The sequence below is a fragment of the Actinokineospora sp. UV203 genome, from assembly GCF_056323665.1.
The window spans coordinates 289,735-306,182 of the sequence record NZ_CM150484.1; the positions used below are offsets into that span (position 1 = coordinate 289,735).

The 16,448-nt window shown below is 72.3% G+C and carries 5 protein-coding genes; 2 read left to right on the forward strand and 3 right to left on the reverse strand.

Annotated elements, in window-relative coordinates:
• Positions 1-3: 3 nt before the first annotated feature.
• Entirely contained in the window at positions 4-2,187 is a 2,184-nt protein-coding gene (locus tag ACUZ2Y_RS01410; protein WP_476326114.1) for a lantibiotic dehydratase, read from the forward strand.
• Positions 2,184-2,396 carry a hypothetical protein gene (locus ACUZ2Y_RS01415; RefSeq protein WP_476326116.1) on the forward strand — a complete coding sequence of 71 codons (213 nt, stop codon included), beginning with the start codon at positions 2,184-2,186 and terminating at the stop codon, positions 2,394-2,396. Before ACUZ2Y_RS01410 ends, ACUZ2Y_RS01415 begins: the two co-directional genes overlap by 4 nt.
• A gap of 133 nt (positions 2,397-2,529) precedes the next feature.
• Here the strand turns inward: ACUZ2Y_RS01415 and ACUZ2Y_RS01420 are convergent, their stop codons facing one another.
• Genes ACUZ2Y_RS01420 through ACUZ2Y_RS01430 form a run of 3 tightly spaced genes read right to left on the reverse strand, consistent with a single transcriptional unit; the run spans position 2,530 to position 16,420 of the window.
• Positions 2,530-3,000 (reverse strand): aspartate kinase family protein, encoded by a 471-nt coding sequence (locus ACUZ2Y_RS01420; RefSeq protein ID WP_476326118.1) that lies wholly within the window; start codon positions 2,998-3,000, stop codon positions 2,530-2,532.
• Positions 3,001-3,006: 6 nt separating this feature from the next.
• Complete coding sequence (locus tag ACUZ2Y_RS01425; RefSeq protein ID WP_476326119.1) at positions 3,007-9,999, reverse strand: amino acid adenylation domain-containing protein; 6,993 nt, start codon at positions 9,997-9,999, stop codon at positions 3,007-3,009.
• 58 nt (positions 10,000-10,057) lie between these two features.
• On the reverse strand, positions 10,058-16,420 hold the full coding sequence (locus ACUZ2Y_RS01430; RefSeq protein ID WP_476326121.1) for an amino acid adenylation domain-containing protein: 6,363 nt from the start codon (positions 16,418-16,420) through the stop codon (positions 10,058-10,060).
• Positions 16,421-16,448: the final 28 nt, after the last annotated feature.

A 16,448-nucleotide genomic window follows, 5' to 3' on the forward strand; every position in this document is an offset into this window, starting at 1 on the left:
GCGATGGTGCGTCTGGGAGACAGGTGGCGGCTGTGGGAGCAGTTCGCGCTGCGCGGGGCCGGGTTCCCGGCCTCGGGGGTGTTGCGCCTCGCACCGGTTGGGGTGGCCGAGGCCGCGGACAAGTTCGCCCACGGTGACCTGGCGGGCGCCGAGTGGGCCGCGTTCGAGGACTTCTTCGGCGAGGCGGCGGTGGCCACGGCGCGGGAGTTGCAGGACATCGCGCGGTCGCCGGACTTCCGTGCCGCGGTCGCCTGGCAGAACCGGCCCGTCCTGCGCACGGGCGTCGAGCCGTTCCTGGCGTGGACACCCACCGCCGCGAGCCGCAGCAGCATGCCGCGGCAGCGCGAGGAACTGGTCGCCCACTACTGGCAGCGGTTCTGTGTCAAGAACGACACCATCGGCTTCTTCGGCCCGGTCGGCTGGGGCCGCTGGGACACCGCCGCCCACGGCGTCGAGGTCGACCCCGGCGAAGGGCTGGTCGCCCGGACGAACGTGTACTTCGCGAGCTGGGCGATCGACACGCTGGCGAAGACCATCGGCGCCGACCCGGAGCTGAGCGGCTGGATCGCGCCCCGGCGCGTGCCGTTCGTGCGCGTCACCGACGAGGGCGTCGTCGTCCCCGCCCGCCCGCCGCAGCCGGTGTCCGCCGAGCTGCTGGCGGTCTTGGCCGCGTGCGACGGCGTCACGCCCGCACGCGACCTCGGCGCGGACGCCGAACTCGCCGAGTTGGTCCGCCGCCGCTGGATCGTCTGGCGGCTGGAGGTGCCCGCCGACGCCCGACCGGAGCGCCACCTGCGCGCCTGGCTCGACGGGGTCGGAGACACCGCCGCGCGAGACCGCGGCCTGGAGATGCTCGACGTGCTCGAACGCGGCCGGGACCGGGTCGCGGCGGCCGGTCCGGACGAGCTGGTGGACGCCTTGTCCGCGGTGGAGGCCGACTTCTCGGCGCTCACCGAGGTCTCGGCGGTTCGCGAGAAGGGCTCCGGGACCGCGCCCTGCCGGGCGATCGTGTACTCCGACTCGACCCGCTCGGCCACCGCTCGCCTCGGCGTGGACATGGCCGAGGACCTCGCGCCGCTGGACCTGCTGCTGACCGCCGCGGCCTGGCTGACCTCGACAGTCGCCGAGCGAATCATGGGCCGGGTGCGCGAGCTGTTCGACCGGCTCGGCCCGGTCGACCTGGCGACGTTCTGGTTCGCCTGCATGCCGGTCCTGCACGGGTCCAGCGATGCCGAGGACGTGCAGCGCGAGTTCTGGCGGCGATGGGCGGAAATCCTGCCCGCGGACGGAAACCAGGTCCATGTGTCCAGTGTGGACATCGCGGAACGGGTGCGTTCGGCGTTCGGCGGGACCACACCGGGATGGAACGCCGCCCGGTATTTCTCGCCGGACCTGATGATCACCGATTCTGGGGAACTGGTGCTCGGCGAGCTGCACGTGGCCAGCAACACCCTGGGATCGTCGCTGTTCGTCAACCAGCATCCGGCGCCGGAGGAGCTGTTGGCGGCGACGTCGGTCGACCACCCGGGACCCCGGCTGCTTCCCGTGCTGCCCAAGGAACACCGGTCCCGGCTCTCAGCGCGCATCCGGCATTCGCTGGTGCGCGACGAGGACTACTACGTGTCCCTTGTGGACCACACGGTCGATCCGGCCCGGCCGCGCACCGTGCTGAGTGCCGACGTCCGAGTGGAGTCGCGCTCGGGCGAACTGGTCGCGGTGCTGCCGGACGGGTCCGTGTTCGACTTGGCGGACGTGTTCTCGCATGTGCTCACCACGACGGTGATGGACCTGTTCCGGCTGCTGCCCGAGAGCGACCACGCCCCACGGGTGACCATCGACAGGATGGTCGTCGCCCGCGAGACCTGGCGGTTCGCCGCCGCCGACCTGGCCTTCGCCGGAGACAAGAGCGAAGCCCGTCGTTTCGCCCTCGCACGGCGCTGGCGCGGCGACCTGCCGCGGTTCGTGTTCGTGGTCTCGCCCACCGAACCCCGGCCGTTCTTCGTCGACTTCGACAGTCCAGTGTACGTGGCGATCTTCCTGAAAGCCGTGCGGCGGTTGGCCCGGACCGATCCGCTGGGGAAGTTCACGGTCACCGAGATGCTCCCGACGCCGGATCAGACCTGGCTGGTCGACGACCAAGGGCGGGGCTACACCTCGGAGCTGAGGTTCGTAGCCGTGGAGGAGTGACGAGCGGGGGCACGCCCGGCCCGGGCGTGCCCCCGCTCCCCGCCACCCGCGAGTCCCCCCGCCAGGCAAGCGAGTTCGACGTTCCGGCAACCGAGTTCGACGTTCCGGCAACCGAGTTCGACGTTCCCGACAGCGAGTTCGACGTTCCGGCAAGCGAGTTCGACGTTCCCGACAGCGAGTTCGCGGTTCGGGGTTGTGGCCGCCGTTGATTGTGGGTGCCGGTCGGGTTGGGGGATGTGCGGTTGGGTCGTCGTGGGCAAGGCCAAACCACCCGAGCGGCACCACACTTACCGAGCGAACCCCGAACTCGCTGTCGGGAACGGGGAACTCGCGGGTCGAGGACTAGCGCCCCGACGTCACCGCGAGCTCCTCGGCCACTGGGACCTCGAACGCCTCACACAGCGCCGCGACGGCGTCGTTCGCCCGCGAACCCGAGCAGACCGCCGAGATGCGGGTGGCCTCCGCGGTGACCAGGTTGAGCGGCACCGAGGCCAGTAGCAGGGCTTCGCAGAAGGTCGACAGGATCGCCGGGTCGGTCCGCAAACCCGCGCCGCGCAAGGTGACCACGGCGATGTCCGGGTCCACGCGCATCCGGTGGCCCAACTGCCGCTGGGCCGCGGCCAGTGCCGCGTCCAGGGGTGCCAGAAAGGTGATGGTCCCCGCCTGCCCGCAGGCCGCGGTGGGTGAGACACCCACCGCGGCGAGCAGGCCGAACACGTGGGCGGCGTTGCCGGGGTGATGCCCCACCCCGGTCACCTCCACCCGCGCGGTGGACAGGTCCGTGCGCACGTCGCGCACGATCGCCCGCTCCATGGCTGGTCAGAGGACGCCGCTGATGGCGGCGCCGAGGAGGGACACGTTGGGTGGCCGCATGACGCCGAAGTGGTCGCCCGGGACCTGGTGGACCCGCACTCCGTCGGTCAGTTCACGCCAGCGGGTGAGGTAGTCGTCGAAGGTCTGGCCGACCGACACCTCGTGCTCGCCCTTCGTCAGCTCGTCGCTGGCGATCAGATGGAGTTCGCCCGGGTAGGGGCGGTGCCGGTAGCGCAGGTCCATCTCCATCACCTCGCGCCAGATCCGCACCGCGCGGGGCCACACGTCGCCGACGCCCTGTTCCGGCAGGGTGATGCCGGTGTCCGGGTCGACGTCGTCGACCAGGTGCTCCAACAGGGCGAGGATCTCCGCGCGCTGTTCGGGGAGGTCCGGGTCCGGGCCGGTCAGCAGCTCCTCGAGCCGCTTGATCAGGCCGAACTCGCTCCAGCCCTCGGTGCGGGTGTGCACGTCGAGACCCGGGTCCAGCAGGATCAGCGTGACCTCCTCGCCCGCCGACCGCAGTCGGTGGGCCATCTCGGTGGTCACACAGCTCCCGCCGCACCAGCTGAACAGCCGGTACGGGCCTTGCGGCTGAGCCGTCCGCAGTTCGGCCACGTACCGCTCGGCCATCTCCTCGGCGGTGGGGGTGGCGCCGTCGTGCGGGCCGGGCCACTCGAAGCCGATGATCGGGACGTCCTCCCGCACATGCGGCGCGAGCTTCAGGTACCAGTGGGCGCTTCCGCCGCCTGGGTGCACGCACACGAGCGGAGTGCCGGTGCCGCCTTCCCGGATCCACAGCAGCGCCGTCGACGTCGATGCCCGAGGGGCGGTGCTCTCGATGGTGTCCGCGAGCCCGGCGACCGTGCGGTGTTCCACGAACGACCGGAACCGCAGCTCGACGCCGTGGCGTACGCGCAGGGCGGCGATGATCCGCATCATCGCCAGCGAGTGTCCGCCCAGGTCGAAGAAGTCGTCCTCGACGCCCACCCGTTCCACGCCCAGCGCCTCCGCCCACGCCTGCGCGATCATGCGCTCCAAGTCGGTGCGCGGCTCGACGTAGGTGGCGGCCAGCTCCGGCCGGGTGCTCTCCGGTGCGGGCAGCGCCACGCGGTCGACCTTGCCCGCCGGGGTGAGCGGGAAGTCCTCCAGCGCCACGTAATGCGCGGGCAGCAGGTGTGCGGGCAGGTGAGCACGGAGGTGCTCACGCAGTTCGGCCGCACCCGGACCCGGCGCGGGCCGGGTGTAGGCGACGAGCGTCTGGTTGTGCACGGTCACCACGGCCGCGGCGACGTCCGGGTGCGCGGCCAGCGCCGCCTCGACCTCGCCGAGCTCGACGCGGAACCCACGCACCTTCACCTGGTTGTCGCGCCTGCCCCGGTAGTGCAGTTCGCCGTCGAGGTCACGGGTGACGATGTCGCCGGTCCGGTAGAGGCGCTCGCCGGGGCCGCCGAACGGGTCTGGGATGAACCGGTCCGCGGTCAGGTCGGGCCGGTTGAGGTACCCGCGGGCCAGCGCGGGCCCGCCGACGCACAGCTCACCCGGCACGCCGAGCGGCACCGGGCGGTGCTTCTCGTCGAGCACGCGCACCCGCACATTGCCGATGGGACCGCCGATCGAGGGCGACCCCGCGATGTCGGCGGGCACGTCGGTGAGGGTCGCGCACACCGAGGTCTCGGTCGGGCCGTAGGCGTTGATGAACCGCGCGTGCCCGGCCCAGCGCACCGCCTGCTCACGCGGGCACGCCTCGCCCGCCGACACGAGGACCCGCAGCGCTGGGAAGTCGGCGGGCTCCAGCTTGTCCAGAATGGACGGTGGCAGGGTCATGTGGGTGACCACGCCTGCCTGCGCCCGCAGGTCGCCGGGATCGGTGCCCGCCGGGGGAAGGACGAGCGCGGCGCCGTTGGTCAGCGCCATCAGCAGCTCCCACACCGAGGCATCGAAGCTGGGCGAGGCGAACTGCAGCACGGCGTCGCCGGGACGCACGTCGAGCTGTTCGCGCTGCGCGTGGCGCAGGTTGAGCGCTCCACGATGCGGCACGCCGACGCCCTTGGGGCGGCCGGTCGACCCGGATGTGTAGATCACGTACGCCAGGTTGTCCAGGCCCGCAAGCGTTTCCGGTGCCTCGGCGGACCAGTCGGTCGCGTCGACCGGGGTGTCGATCACCAGTGCGGTGCCGGAATCGGCGAGCATGTAGTCGATCCGGTCGGCGGGGTAGTCGGGGTCGACCGGCAGGAACGCGCCGCCCGCCTTGAGCACCGCCAGCATCGTCGTGACCAGCTCCGGTCCGCGCGGCAGCCGCAGCGCGACGATGGCGTCCGGACCGACCCCTCGGTCGCGCAGCCAGTGCGCGATCCGGTTCGCCTCCTCGTCGAGTTCGGCGAAGGCCACGGTGTCCGCGCCCCGGCGCAGCGCCACAGCGTCCGGAGTGGACAGCGCGTGCCCGGCGATCAGCTCGTGCGCCAGTTGGTCAGTCGGGTAGACGCGCGCGGAATCGTCGCGCAGGGCCAAGTCCAGGTCGACGGGGTGCGGGGTGACCGCGTGCGGGTCGCCGTCGGGGTCGGCGGCCATCGCTTCGAGCACGCGGCGATAGGTGCGGCCCAGCATGTCCAGGTGCGGCCGGGCGATCCGGCTCTCCCGCGCGCCCAGTCGCAGCACACCCGGGAACGTCCACACCTCAAGTCCCAGCTCGCTCGGGCTGAAGTCGTCGACCATGCCGACCGAGTCTGCCTTCCAGTCGAGGACATGGAAGTCCAGGTAGCCGAAGGCGACCTCGATCAGCTCGGCCGACCGGCTCCACTCCTGCTGCATGGCGGGCATGGGATAGCGCCGGTGCGGCCACAGCTCGGCCTCACCCGCGAACACCCGCCCGACCAGTTCCCGCCAGCTGCGGGGCGACAGGTCCGCGGCGTACGGGACGGTGTTGAGGTACATGCCGAACACCTCGTCGCCGCGCGCCCGCTCCGGCCTGCCGTTGCAGACCAGGCCGCCGAAGAACCGCTCCCGGCCGGTGACCACGCGCAGCGCGGTGAGGTGTGCGGAGTGCAGCACGCTCTTGAGCGAGGCGTTGGCCGCCGAGGCCAGGGCACGCAGCCGGGGGAGCAGGTCCGCCCACGGCACGTCGATGATCGTCGCCTTGTCCGAGTGGACCTCGCTCGCCCACGCCTCGGGCAGCTCGAACCGGTCCGCGGACGCGATCTTCGACCGCCAGAACTCGTGGTCGGCCGCGGAGTCCAGCGCCGCCCGCTCCAACGCGACGAAGTCGGCGAAGCGGACCTCCGGGGGTGGCGCCAATTCAGGTCGCTCACCGCGCCGGATCGTCTTGTACAGCGCGATGAACTCCGCGACGACCGACGTGTGGCTCCAGCCGTCGAGGATGGCGTGGCACTCGGTGTGCGTGAGCCACCATTCGCCGTCGCTGATCTGGTGGACGTGGTAACGCAGCAATGGCGCGCGGTCGAGGTCGAACGGGCGCGACCGCTCGGCCACCAAGAATGTGTCCACAATGGACCGCTGAGTCTCCGGGTCGGCGTCGCGCAGGTCGTCGAACCCGATCGGCAGGTCGGCGCGCTCGTGCACCAGCTGCAGCGTCTCGCTGAAGTTCGCCAGGTCGAACGAGGTCCGCAGGATCTCGTGCCGGTCGACGAGGATCCGCGCCGCCTCGCGCAGCGCGGCGAAGGAGAACGGTGACTCGTCGTGCACCCGGTAGCAGGACACGTTCTGGTAGACCGCCCGGTTGTTGGCGGCGAGCATCTCGTAGACCATGCCCGCCTGCGTCCGGGCCAGCGGATACGCGTCGACCAGGCCGTCGGGCAGCAGGTCCCGGTCCGCCGGGGTGATCTGGGCGAACCGCTCGATGAGCGGCTCGTCGGCGATGGCCGCGCCGGGATAGCCGACCAGGGCGGCCAGCGCGGTGATGCTCTGGTGGGTGAACAGGTCGTGCACGGCGAGGCTGAACCCGTGCTCCCGCAGGGCGCCCACCACCCGGATCGCGCGCATCGAGTCGCCGCCGAGCTGGAAGAAGCTGTCGTGCACCCCGATCTCGTCGATGCCGAGCGCGTCGGCGAAGGCGTGCGCGATGACGTGTTCGGTGGGGCTGCTCGGCGGCACGTAGGCCACGGTCAGCGCGGACCGGCGGCTCTCCGGCGCGGGCAGCGCCTTGCGGTCGGTCTTCCCGCTGCTGGTCAGCGGCAGCGCGGCCAGGCTGACCCAGCGGGCCGGGACCATCGACTCGGGCAGCCGCTCCCGCAGGTGGGCCCGCAGTTCGGTCTCGTCGGCGGTGCCGACCACGTACCCGACCAGGCCGCCGTCGTGGACGGCCACAGCGGCGTCGGTGACGCCGGGGTGCGCGGTCAGCGTGGCCTCGATCTCGCCGAGTTCGATCCGGTGGCCGTTGACCTTCACCTGGTGGTCGAGCCTGCCGAGGTACTCGATCGAGCCGTCCGGGCCGAAGCGGGCGAGGTCGCCGGTCCGGTACAGCCGCTCGCCCGCGCCGCCGAAGGGATCGGGGATGAACCGCTCGGCCGTCAGGCCCGGTCGGCCGAGGTAGCCGCGGGCGAGCTGGACGCCCGCGAGCAGCAGCTCGCCCGGGACACCGATGGGGACGGGGTTGAGGTCGCGGTCCACGATGTGCGTGCGGGTGTTCGCGATGGGCGTGCCGATCGTCACCGGCTCACCGGGCCGGGTCTGGACCGCGGTGACGTCGACGGACGCTTCCGTCGGCCCATACAGGTTGTGCAGTTCGCAGCCGATCCGGTCGTGCACGCCGGTGACGAGGTCGGCGGGCAGCGCCTCGCCGGAGCAGATCATCCGGCGGACCGACGGCAGGTCGGTGAACGGCTCGGTGAGGAAGGCCCGCAGCATCGACGGGACAAAGTGCAGCGTGGTGATCCGCTCGGCGTCGATCAGCGACGCCAGGTACGCCGGATCGCGGTGCCCGCCGGGGCGGGCGACGACGAGCGTGGCGCCGGTCGTCAGCGGCCAGAAGAACTCCCACACCGACACGTCGAAGCTGTACGGGGTCTTCTGCAGGACCCGGTCGGTCGCGTCGAGCGCGTAGGCCGACTGCGTCCACTGGAGCCGGTTGACGATCCCGCGGTGCTCGACCAGCACGCCCTTGGGCCTGCCGGTGGAGCCCGAGGTGTAGATGATGTACGCGGCCGAGCCGGGCGTGGTACCCAGTTCGACGGCCGACGACGGGAAACCCGAGACGTCGGTGCGCTCGTCGATGACGATGGCCGCCGCGGAGTCCTCGACCATGAAGGCGAGCCGGTCTGCCGGGTAGTCCGGGTCGAGCGGCAGGTACGCGCCGCCTGCCTTGAGCACACCGAGCAGGGCGGCGACCAGGTCGGGTCCGCGGTGCAGCCGCACGCCGACGACGGACTCAGGGCCGACACCGTGGGCGTGCAGGTAGTGCGCGACCTGGTTCGCCCGCGCGTCCAGCTCCGCGTAGGTCAGCTCGGTGCCGTCGAACCGCACGGCGGCGGCGTCCGGTGTGCGGGCGACCTGGGCGGCGAACAGGGCGGGAAGGGTTCCTTCGGGGTACTCGGTGGCCGTGTCGTTCCACCCGGCCAGCTGGTCCTTTTCGGGAGCTGTCAACAGGTCGAGCGCGCTGATCGGGGTCGCCGGGTTCGCCGCCACCGCCGCCAGCACGGTGCCGAAGTGGCCCGCGAGCCGCTCGACGGTCCCCCGGTCGAACAGCGAGGTCGCGTAGTCCAGCGCGATCCCGAGCGTGCCGTCGGCCCGCTCGGCCACCGCGACCGACAGGTCGAACTTGGCCGACGACTCGCCGACGTGGATCGGTTCCACCAGCAGGCCGCCCAGCGCGGTGGCGCCCGCTTCGGCGCCGACCTGGGACAGGAACATGACCGAGAACAGGGGCGTTCGCGACGGGTCGCGGTCAGGCGCGAGCGCGTCCACGATCCGCTCGAACGGCAGGTCCTGGTGGGCGTACGCGTCGAGCGCGGTGGCCCGCACCCGGCTCAGCACGTCGGTGAACGTCGGGTCGCCGGACAAGTCGGTGCGCAGCACAAGGGTGTTGAGGAACAGTCCGACGAGGTCTTGGACTTCGCGCCGCTCACGGCCCGCGACCGGGGTGCCGATCGCGATGTCGGTGCCGCCGGTGTAGCGGGCCAGCACGATCTTGAACGCGGCGAGCAGCGCCATGTACGGCGTCGCACCGAGCGCCCGGGCCTGCCCGATCACCGCGGCCGACACGTCGGCGGGGACCGAGAAGGTGACCTCGGCGCCCGCGTAGTCGCGCACGGCCGGGTGCGGGCGGTCGGTCGGCAGCTCCAGCGCCGTGAGCCCGGACAGCGTCGAGCGCCAGAAGTCGAGCGACCGGTCGACCGGAAGGGACTCGCGCTCCCAGGCCGCGTAATCGGCGTACTGCAAGGAAAGCTCGGGCAGTGTCTCGCCCTGGTAGAGCGCGCTGAACTCGCGTACCAGGACGTCCTCGGACCAGCCGTCGGTGGCGATGTGGTGCGTGGTGACCAGCAGGGCGTGGTGGTCGGGGCCCAGGGTCGCCAGCACCGCGCGGAACACCGGTCCCGCGACCAGGTCGACGGGCGTGCGGTCCGAGGTGGACAGTGCGCCGAGCCGCTCGTCCTGAGCCGCGGGGGAGAGCGCGGTGAGGTCCACTTCGGACAAGGCCGCGGGCCCGGGCGGGTCGATCACCTGCACCGGCTCACCGTCGACGACGGTGTAGCGCGTCCGCAGCACCTCGTGCCGGGCGACGAGCCCATCAAGTGCCGAGCGCGCCGCGTCCTTCGAGAGCGCGCCGCGCAGGCGCAGGCCGAAGGTGAGCAGGTACTCGGTCCCGCCCGGCTGGAGCTGGTCGAGGATCCACAGTCTGCGCTGGGCGAACGAGGTCGGCAGGACCCCGCCGCGCGGCGCCCGCGCGATCTCGTCTCGTCCCCGCGTGGCCCTTCCGCTCAGCCGCTTGGCCAGCAGTTTCGCCCGCAGGGTGGCCCGCGAGGTGTCGTGGTCGACGGTGTCGGTCATCGCACTCCTTGTCCGGTTCGCGCCGACCACGTCGGCAGTCCTGTGCCGCGGGCAGGCGTCATGACACGCCGTCCCCGGCCAGCAGTTCGGCGATCTCGTCGTCCGACAGGGACGCGATGTCGGCCTCGATCGCCTCGGTCACGGCGTCGGCGACCTCGGCCACGGTCAGCGCCTCGAACAGCACGCGCAGCGGTAGGTCGACGGCGAAGGCGTCCCGGAGCCGGGCCAGCACTCGGGTCGCCATCAGCGAATGGCCGCCGAGCTCGAAGAAGTTGTCATCCGCCCCGATCCGTTCCACACCCAGGACGTCCGCCCAGATCGCGGCGACGGCGGCCTCGGTGGGGTTCCTTGGCGCGACGTGGGCGCGGGCGGACTCGGTGACCGTCGGGTCCGGCAGCGCCTTGCGGTCCACCTTCTTGCTCGGCGTCAGCGGCAACTCCGCCAGCCCCACCCACTGGGTCGGGATCATGTACTCCGGCAAGGCGTCGCGCAGGTGCGCCCGCAGCGCCGGGACGTCCGGCTGCCCGTCAGTCACCAGGTAGGCCACGAGTTGGCGGTCGCCGGGCCGCACCTCGCGGGCGACGACCGCGACCGCGCGCACCGACGGGTGCCCGGCGAGTCCGGCCTCGATCTCGCCCAGTTCGATGCGGTACCCGCGCACCTTGACCTGCTGGTCGATCCGCCCGAGGAACTCGATCGCGCCGTCGGGCCGGTACCGCACCAGGTCGCCGGTCCGGTAGAGCCGGGCGCCGGGCTCGGTCGAGAACGGGTCCGGCACGAACTGGGCCGCGGTCAGCTCCGGCCGCGCGTGGTAGCCGCGGGCCAGCCGGATGCCGCCCAGGCACAGCTCACCGGGCACACCCAGCGGCACCGGGCGCAGGTCCGCGTCCACGATGTAGCCGCGGGTGCCGGGGACCGGCTTGCCGATCGGCATCGTCGCCTCGGCCCGCTCTCCCGGCAGGCTGCCGCTCACCGGGTGCAGCACGCAGGTGACGGTGGCCTCGGTCGGACCGTAGTTGCACAGGAACCGGCCAGGCAGCCCGGTCTCGGCCCACCGCCGCGCGTCGGCGACGGTGACGACGTCGCTGCCGACGTTCATCAGCTTGAGCCCGGTCATCCCGGAGATGTCGGCTTCCATCATCGCCCGGTAGTAGGCGGGCGTGATCTCCACGATCGTCACGCCGTGCTCGGCCAGCCGCTGGGGCAGGTCGGCGGGCGTCCAGAACACGTGGTCGCTGACCACGATGGTGGCGCCCGCGGCCAGCGTCGCGGCGATCTGGTCCATCGCCACGTCGAACGTCATCGCCGAGAGCAGCACGACCCGGTCCGCGGCGGTGATGCCGTACGCGTCGGCGATCACCTTGCAGTGGTGGGCGTAGGAGCGGTGCTCGATCATCACACCCTTGGGGCGGCCGGTGGACCCGGAGGTGTAGATGATGTACGCCAGGTTGTCGGGCGTGACCTGCTTGTCCGGGTCGGTCGTCGGTCCGTCGGCGGTCGCGATGTCGACGACCGGGTGGTCGTCGGAGGCGAGCCGGTCGAGGAACCCGGCGCTGGTGACCACCACCCGCACACCGGCGTCGGCCAGCATGAACGCCAGCCGGTCGGCCGGGTGCGCGGGGTCGAACGGCACGTACACGCCGCCCGCCTTGAGCACGCCCAGCAGGCAGACGACCGCTTCCGGGCTGCGCTCCAGGCATGAGCCGACGACGGTCTCCGGTCCCACACCCAGCGAGCGCAGGTGGTGGGCGAGCTTGTTCGCCCGGGCGTTGAGGTCCGCGTAGGTGATCTCGGTGGTCCCGGAGACAACCGCGACCGCGTCCGGGGTCAGCCGCGCCCGTCGCTCGACCAATTCGGGCACCGTCAGGTGGTGCTCGGCGCCCGGGTCCAGTTCGGACACTCGGTCGCCCTCGGGGTCGGGCCAGTCGCCCAGCAGCGCCTGGCGTTCGGCGGCGGGGATCATGTCCAGCTCGGAGATCCGCCGCTCGGCGTCGATCCCCGCCAGCAGGGTCAGGTAGTGCTCGCTCAGCCGCTCGATCGTGGCCCGGTCGAACAGGCTCGTGGCGTATTCGAAGACCAGCCGCAGCCTGCCGTTGTCGCGCTGCTGCACGGTCAGGGTGAGGTCGAACTTCGCGACCTCGGTGCCAGACCGGACGGGCTCGATGACGGCTTCGCCCAACTCGCGCGGGAAGCCTTCGAGGTTCTGCACCTCGAACATGATCTGGAACAGCGGGTTGCGCGAGAGGTCGCGCTCCGGGCTCAGCAGCTCGACCAGGTGCTCGAACTGCACGTCTTGGCGGGCGAACGCGTCGAGGCACACCTGCCGCACCCGGCCGAGCAGCTCACCGAACGCCGGGTCGCCGCTCACGTCGTTGCGCAGCACGAGATTGTTGACGAAGAAGCCGAGGACGTCCTCGGTCTCCTCATGGGTCCGCCCAGCCACCGGTGTGCCCACCGCGACATCGGTGCGGCCGGTGTGGCGGGCCAGCACGATCTCGAACGCGGCCAGCAGGGTCATGAACGGGGTCGCGCCGAACCGGGTGCCGAGGTCGATGACGGCCGCGCCGACCTCGGCGGGCACGTCCACGCCGAAGGTCTCGCCGCGCGGATCGCGCACCGCCGGTCGCGGCCGGTCGGCGGGCAGCTCCAGCGGGTCGAGCCCGGCCAGCTGCCCGCGCCAGTGGTCGAGCTGGTCGGTGACGTCCAGATCCCGCTGCCACACGGCGAAGTCGGCGTACTGCACCGTCGGCGGGACCAGTGGCGACGGCTCGCCCGCGACGCCCGCCCGGTAGGCGGCGTCGAGGTCGCGCAGGAAGATGCCCATCGACCACGCGTCGAACACGATGTGGTGCAGGGTGATCGCGACGAAGTGGTCGTCGTGGCCCGCCTCGATCACCGTCACCCGCAGCGGGTGCTCCTGCGCGAGGTTGAACGGCTCGCTGGACGCGGCGTGCAGCTTGGCCCGCGCGTCGGCCTCGTCGGCCGCCCGCACCACCGTGAACACCGTCGGTCCGGGCGCGTCGATCACCTGGACCGGGTCGTCGCCCGCGCTGACGTAGCGGGTGCGCAGGATCTCGTGGCGCCGCGCCACCTCGTCGAGCGCGCCGCGCAGCGCGGGGACATCCAGCGGTCCGCGCAGGCGCAGCGCCAGCGGGATCAGGTATTCCGCGCTCGCGGGTTCGAGCTGGTCGAGGAACCACATGCGCTGCTGCCCGAACGACAGCGGCAGGTCGCGGTCGCGGGGGACCGGGGTGATCGCGCTCGCCTGGCCCGCGGTGTCGCGGTCGATCAGCGCGGCCAGGTTGGCGACCGTGCGCTCGGCGAACAGCTCGGCCACGCCGAACTCCACGCCGAACGCCCGGCGCAGCCGCATGACCAGGCGGATCGCGAGCAGCGAATGCCCGCCCAAGGCGAAGAAGTCGGCGTCCGCGCCGACCTCCTCGGCGCCGAGCAACTCGGCCATCAGCCCGGCGACGGCCCGCTCGGTCTCGGTCCGCGGCTCGATCCCGGCCGGCTCCGCCTGCCGTGCCCCGGAGGGGTCGGGCAGGGCGGCGCGGTCGAGCTTTCCGTTGGGGGTCAAGGGAAGGGTGTCGAGCGCGATGATCGTCGACGGGACCATCATCGCGGGCAGCCGGTCCGCGAGGTGCGCGCGCAGCGACTCCGGGTGCACGGGGGTGCCGTTCGCGGGGACCGCGTAGGCGACCAGTTCGACCTCACCCGAGCCGGACCGGTGGGTGGTGACCACGGCCGCGCCGACCGAGGGGTGGGTGCGGATCGCCGCCTCGATCTCGGCGGGCTCGACCCGGACCCCGCGCACCTTGACCTGGTCGTCGACCCGGCCCGCGAACTCCAGCACGCCGTCGGCCCGCCAGCGGGCGAGGTCGCCGGTGCGGTACCAGCGCTCACCGGGGGTCTGGGCGAACGGGTTGGGGGTGAAGCGCTCGGCGGTGAGGTCGCCGCGCCCGGCGTAGCCGCGGGCCAGGCCGACACCGCTCACGCACAGCTCGCCGGGCACGCCGATCGGCGCGGGACGGTCCTCGGCGTCGACGACGAACACGCTCAGGTTGGGCAGCGCCGTGCCGATCGGAACGGTCTCGCCGGGGGCGGCCGGATCGTAGGTCCAGGCGGTGGCGTCGATGGAGCACTCGGTGGGGCCGTAGGTGTTGACCACCTCGACATCGATGGCCGCGCGGAGCCTGGCGCACAGGGCCACGGGCAGCGCCTCGCCGGCGGAGCAGACCAGGCGCAGCGATCGGCACCGGGCCAGGGCGGGTTCGTCGACCAGCAGCCGCAGGACCGAGGGGACGACCTGCAGCATGGTCACCTCGTGCTCGGCGACGGCCGCGAGCATCGCCGCGGGGTCGCGGTGCGCCTCGGCGGGGGCCATCACGACCGCGCCGCCGGAGACCAGCGGCGAGAGGAACTCCCACATGGCCGCGTCGAACCCGATGGTCGTCTTCTGCAGCACGCGGTCGGCGGCGGTCATGCCGTAGCGCTCGACCGACCAGAGGACCCGGTTGCGGATGCCCGCGTGGGTGATCACCACGCCCTTGGGCCTGCCGGTCGACCCGGAGGTGTAGAGGACGTACGCGGCGTCGCGCTCGCGCAGGACCGGTCGGCGGGCGGGTTCGGCGGTCGCGACCGCCGCCCACTCGGTGTCGAGCGCGACGGTGTCGACGTGCGCCGGGATCCGGTCGCGGGAGGCGTCCTCGGTGAGGACGAGGCCGATGCCCGCGTCGGCGACCATCATCGACAGACGCTCGGCGGGGTAGTCGACGGGCAGCGGGACGTACACGCCGCCCGCGGACAGGACGGCCAGCAGGGCCACCGCGAGGTCGGTCCCGCGGCCCATGGCCACGCCCACCGGCGTCTCGGCGCGCACGCCCCGGGCCTGCAGGTAGTCGGCGAGGGTGGCGACGCGGCCCGCGAAGTCGGCGTAGGTGGTCTCCTCGGTGCCGGAGACGACGGCGACGGCGTCCGGGGTGTCCATGGCCTGGGCCCGGAACAGCTCCGGGAGCGAGGAGTCCCGCGCGACCGGGCGGACCGTCGACCAGGCCGCGATCCGCCGCGCCTCCGCGTCGGCGACGATGTCGACCGCGCTGATCGGCGTGCCCGGGGCGGCGGCGATGCTGGTGAGCAGGTGGGTGAAGTTCGCGGCCATCCGCTCGATCCGCGCTCGGTCGAACAGGGCCGTCGGGTACAGCAGCTGCCCCAGGACGGAGCCGTCCGGGCGCTCGATGACATGCAGGGACAGGTCGAACGCGGAACTCGTCCACGGCTTCTTGAAGATCTCCACCTCAAGGCCGCCGAGCCCGAACTGCTTGGTGGGGGCGCTGTGCAGGGCGAAGCCGACCTGGAAGATCGGGTTGCGCGAGAGGTCGCGCTCCGGGGCCAGCGCGGCCACGACGCGCTCGAACGGGACATCCTGGTTGCCGTAGGCGTCCAGGGTCGTGTCCCGGACGCGGGCCAGCAGGTCCGCGAAGGTCGGGTCGGCGGAGAGGTCGGCGCGCAGCACGATGGTGTTGAGGAACAGGCCGATCAGGTTCTCCAGCTCGACCTGGTCGCGGCGGGCGACGGACACGCCGATGGCGATGTCGTCGCGGCGCGCGTAGCGGCCCAGCAGCACCTGGAAGGCGGCGAGGTAGACCATGAACGGGGTCGCGCCGCTCGCCCGGCCGACGTCCGTGAGGGTCGCGACAAGGTCCGCCGGGAGGTGGAAGTCGACGCTGTCACCGGTGGCGTCCCAGCTCGCGGGCCGCGGCCGGTCGGTCGGCAGCTCCAGTGGCGTCAGGTCGGAGAGCCGGTCGGTCCAGAAGCCGAGCTGCCTGCGCAGGGTGTCGGCCGAGGAGTCCCACCACTGGCGCTGCCAGTCGGCGAAGTCCGCGTACTGGACCGGCAGCTCGGGCAGCTCGGGCGTCGTCCCGGCCAGGATGGCGTCGTACTGGGCTGACAGCTCGGAGAGCAGCACACCCCATGACCAGCCGTCGAAGGCGATGTGGTGCACGGCGAACAGGAGCGCGGAGTCGGTGGGGGACAGGCGGACCAGGGTGAGCCGCCACGGCGCCTGGGTGCGCAGGTCGATCGGCACCCGCAGATCCGCCGAGCCGACCTCGTGGACCCGGCGGTCCCAGTCGGCCTCGGGGGTTCCGGTGAGGTCCACTTCGGACAGTGCGACGGTAGCGGGCTCGTCGATGATCTGCACCGCCGAGCCGTCGACCGTGTCGTAGCGCGTGCGCAGCACCTCGTGGCGCTCCACCGTGGCGGTGAGCGCGGCGGTCAGCGCCTCGACGTCGAGCGGCCCCCGCAGCCGGTAGGCCCGGTGCAGCAGGTACTCCGTGGCCGCGCCCGACCGGAGCTGGTCGAGGAACCACAGCTGCTCCTGCGCGAATGACAGCGCGTAGCCGTCATCACCGGTTGCCATCGAACGCCTCCCTGATTTGGTTGTGTGT

Excerpts from the sequence above, each read along its gene's own strand:
- ACUZ2Y_RS01420 (WP_476326118.1), bottom strand. The coding sequence starts at position 3,000 with ATGGAGCGGGCGATCGTGCGCGACGTGCGCACGGACCTGTCCACCGCG.
- ACUZ2Y_RS01430 (WP_476326121.1), bottom strand. The coding sequence starts at position 16,420 with ATGGCAACCGGTGATGACGGCTACGCGCTGTCATTCGCGCAGGAGCAG.
- ACUZ2Y_RS01410 (WP_476326114.1), top strand. The coding sequence starts at position 4 with ATGGTGCGTCTGGGAGACAGGTGGCGGCTGTGGGAGCAGTTCGCGCTG.
- ACUZ2Y_RS01425 (WP_476326119.1), bottom strand. The coding sequence starts at position 9,999 with ATGACCGACACCGTCGACCACGACACCTCGCGGGCCACCCTGCGGGCG.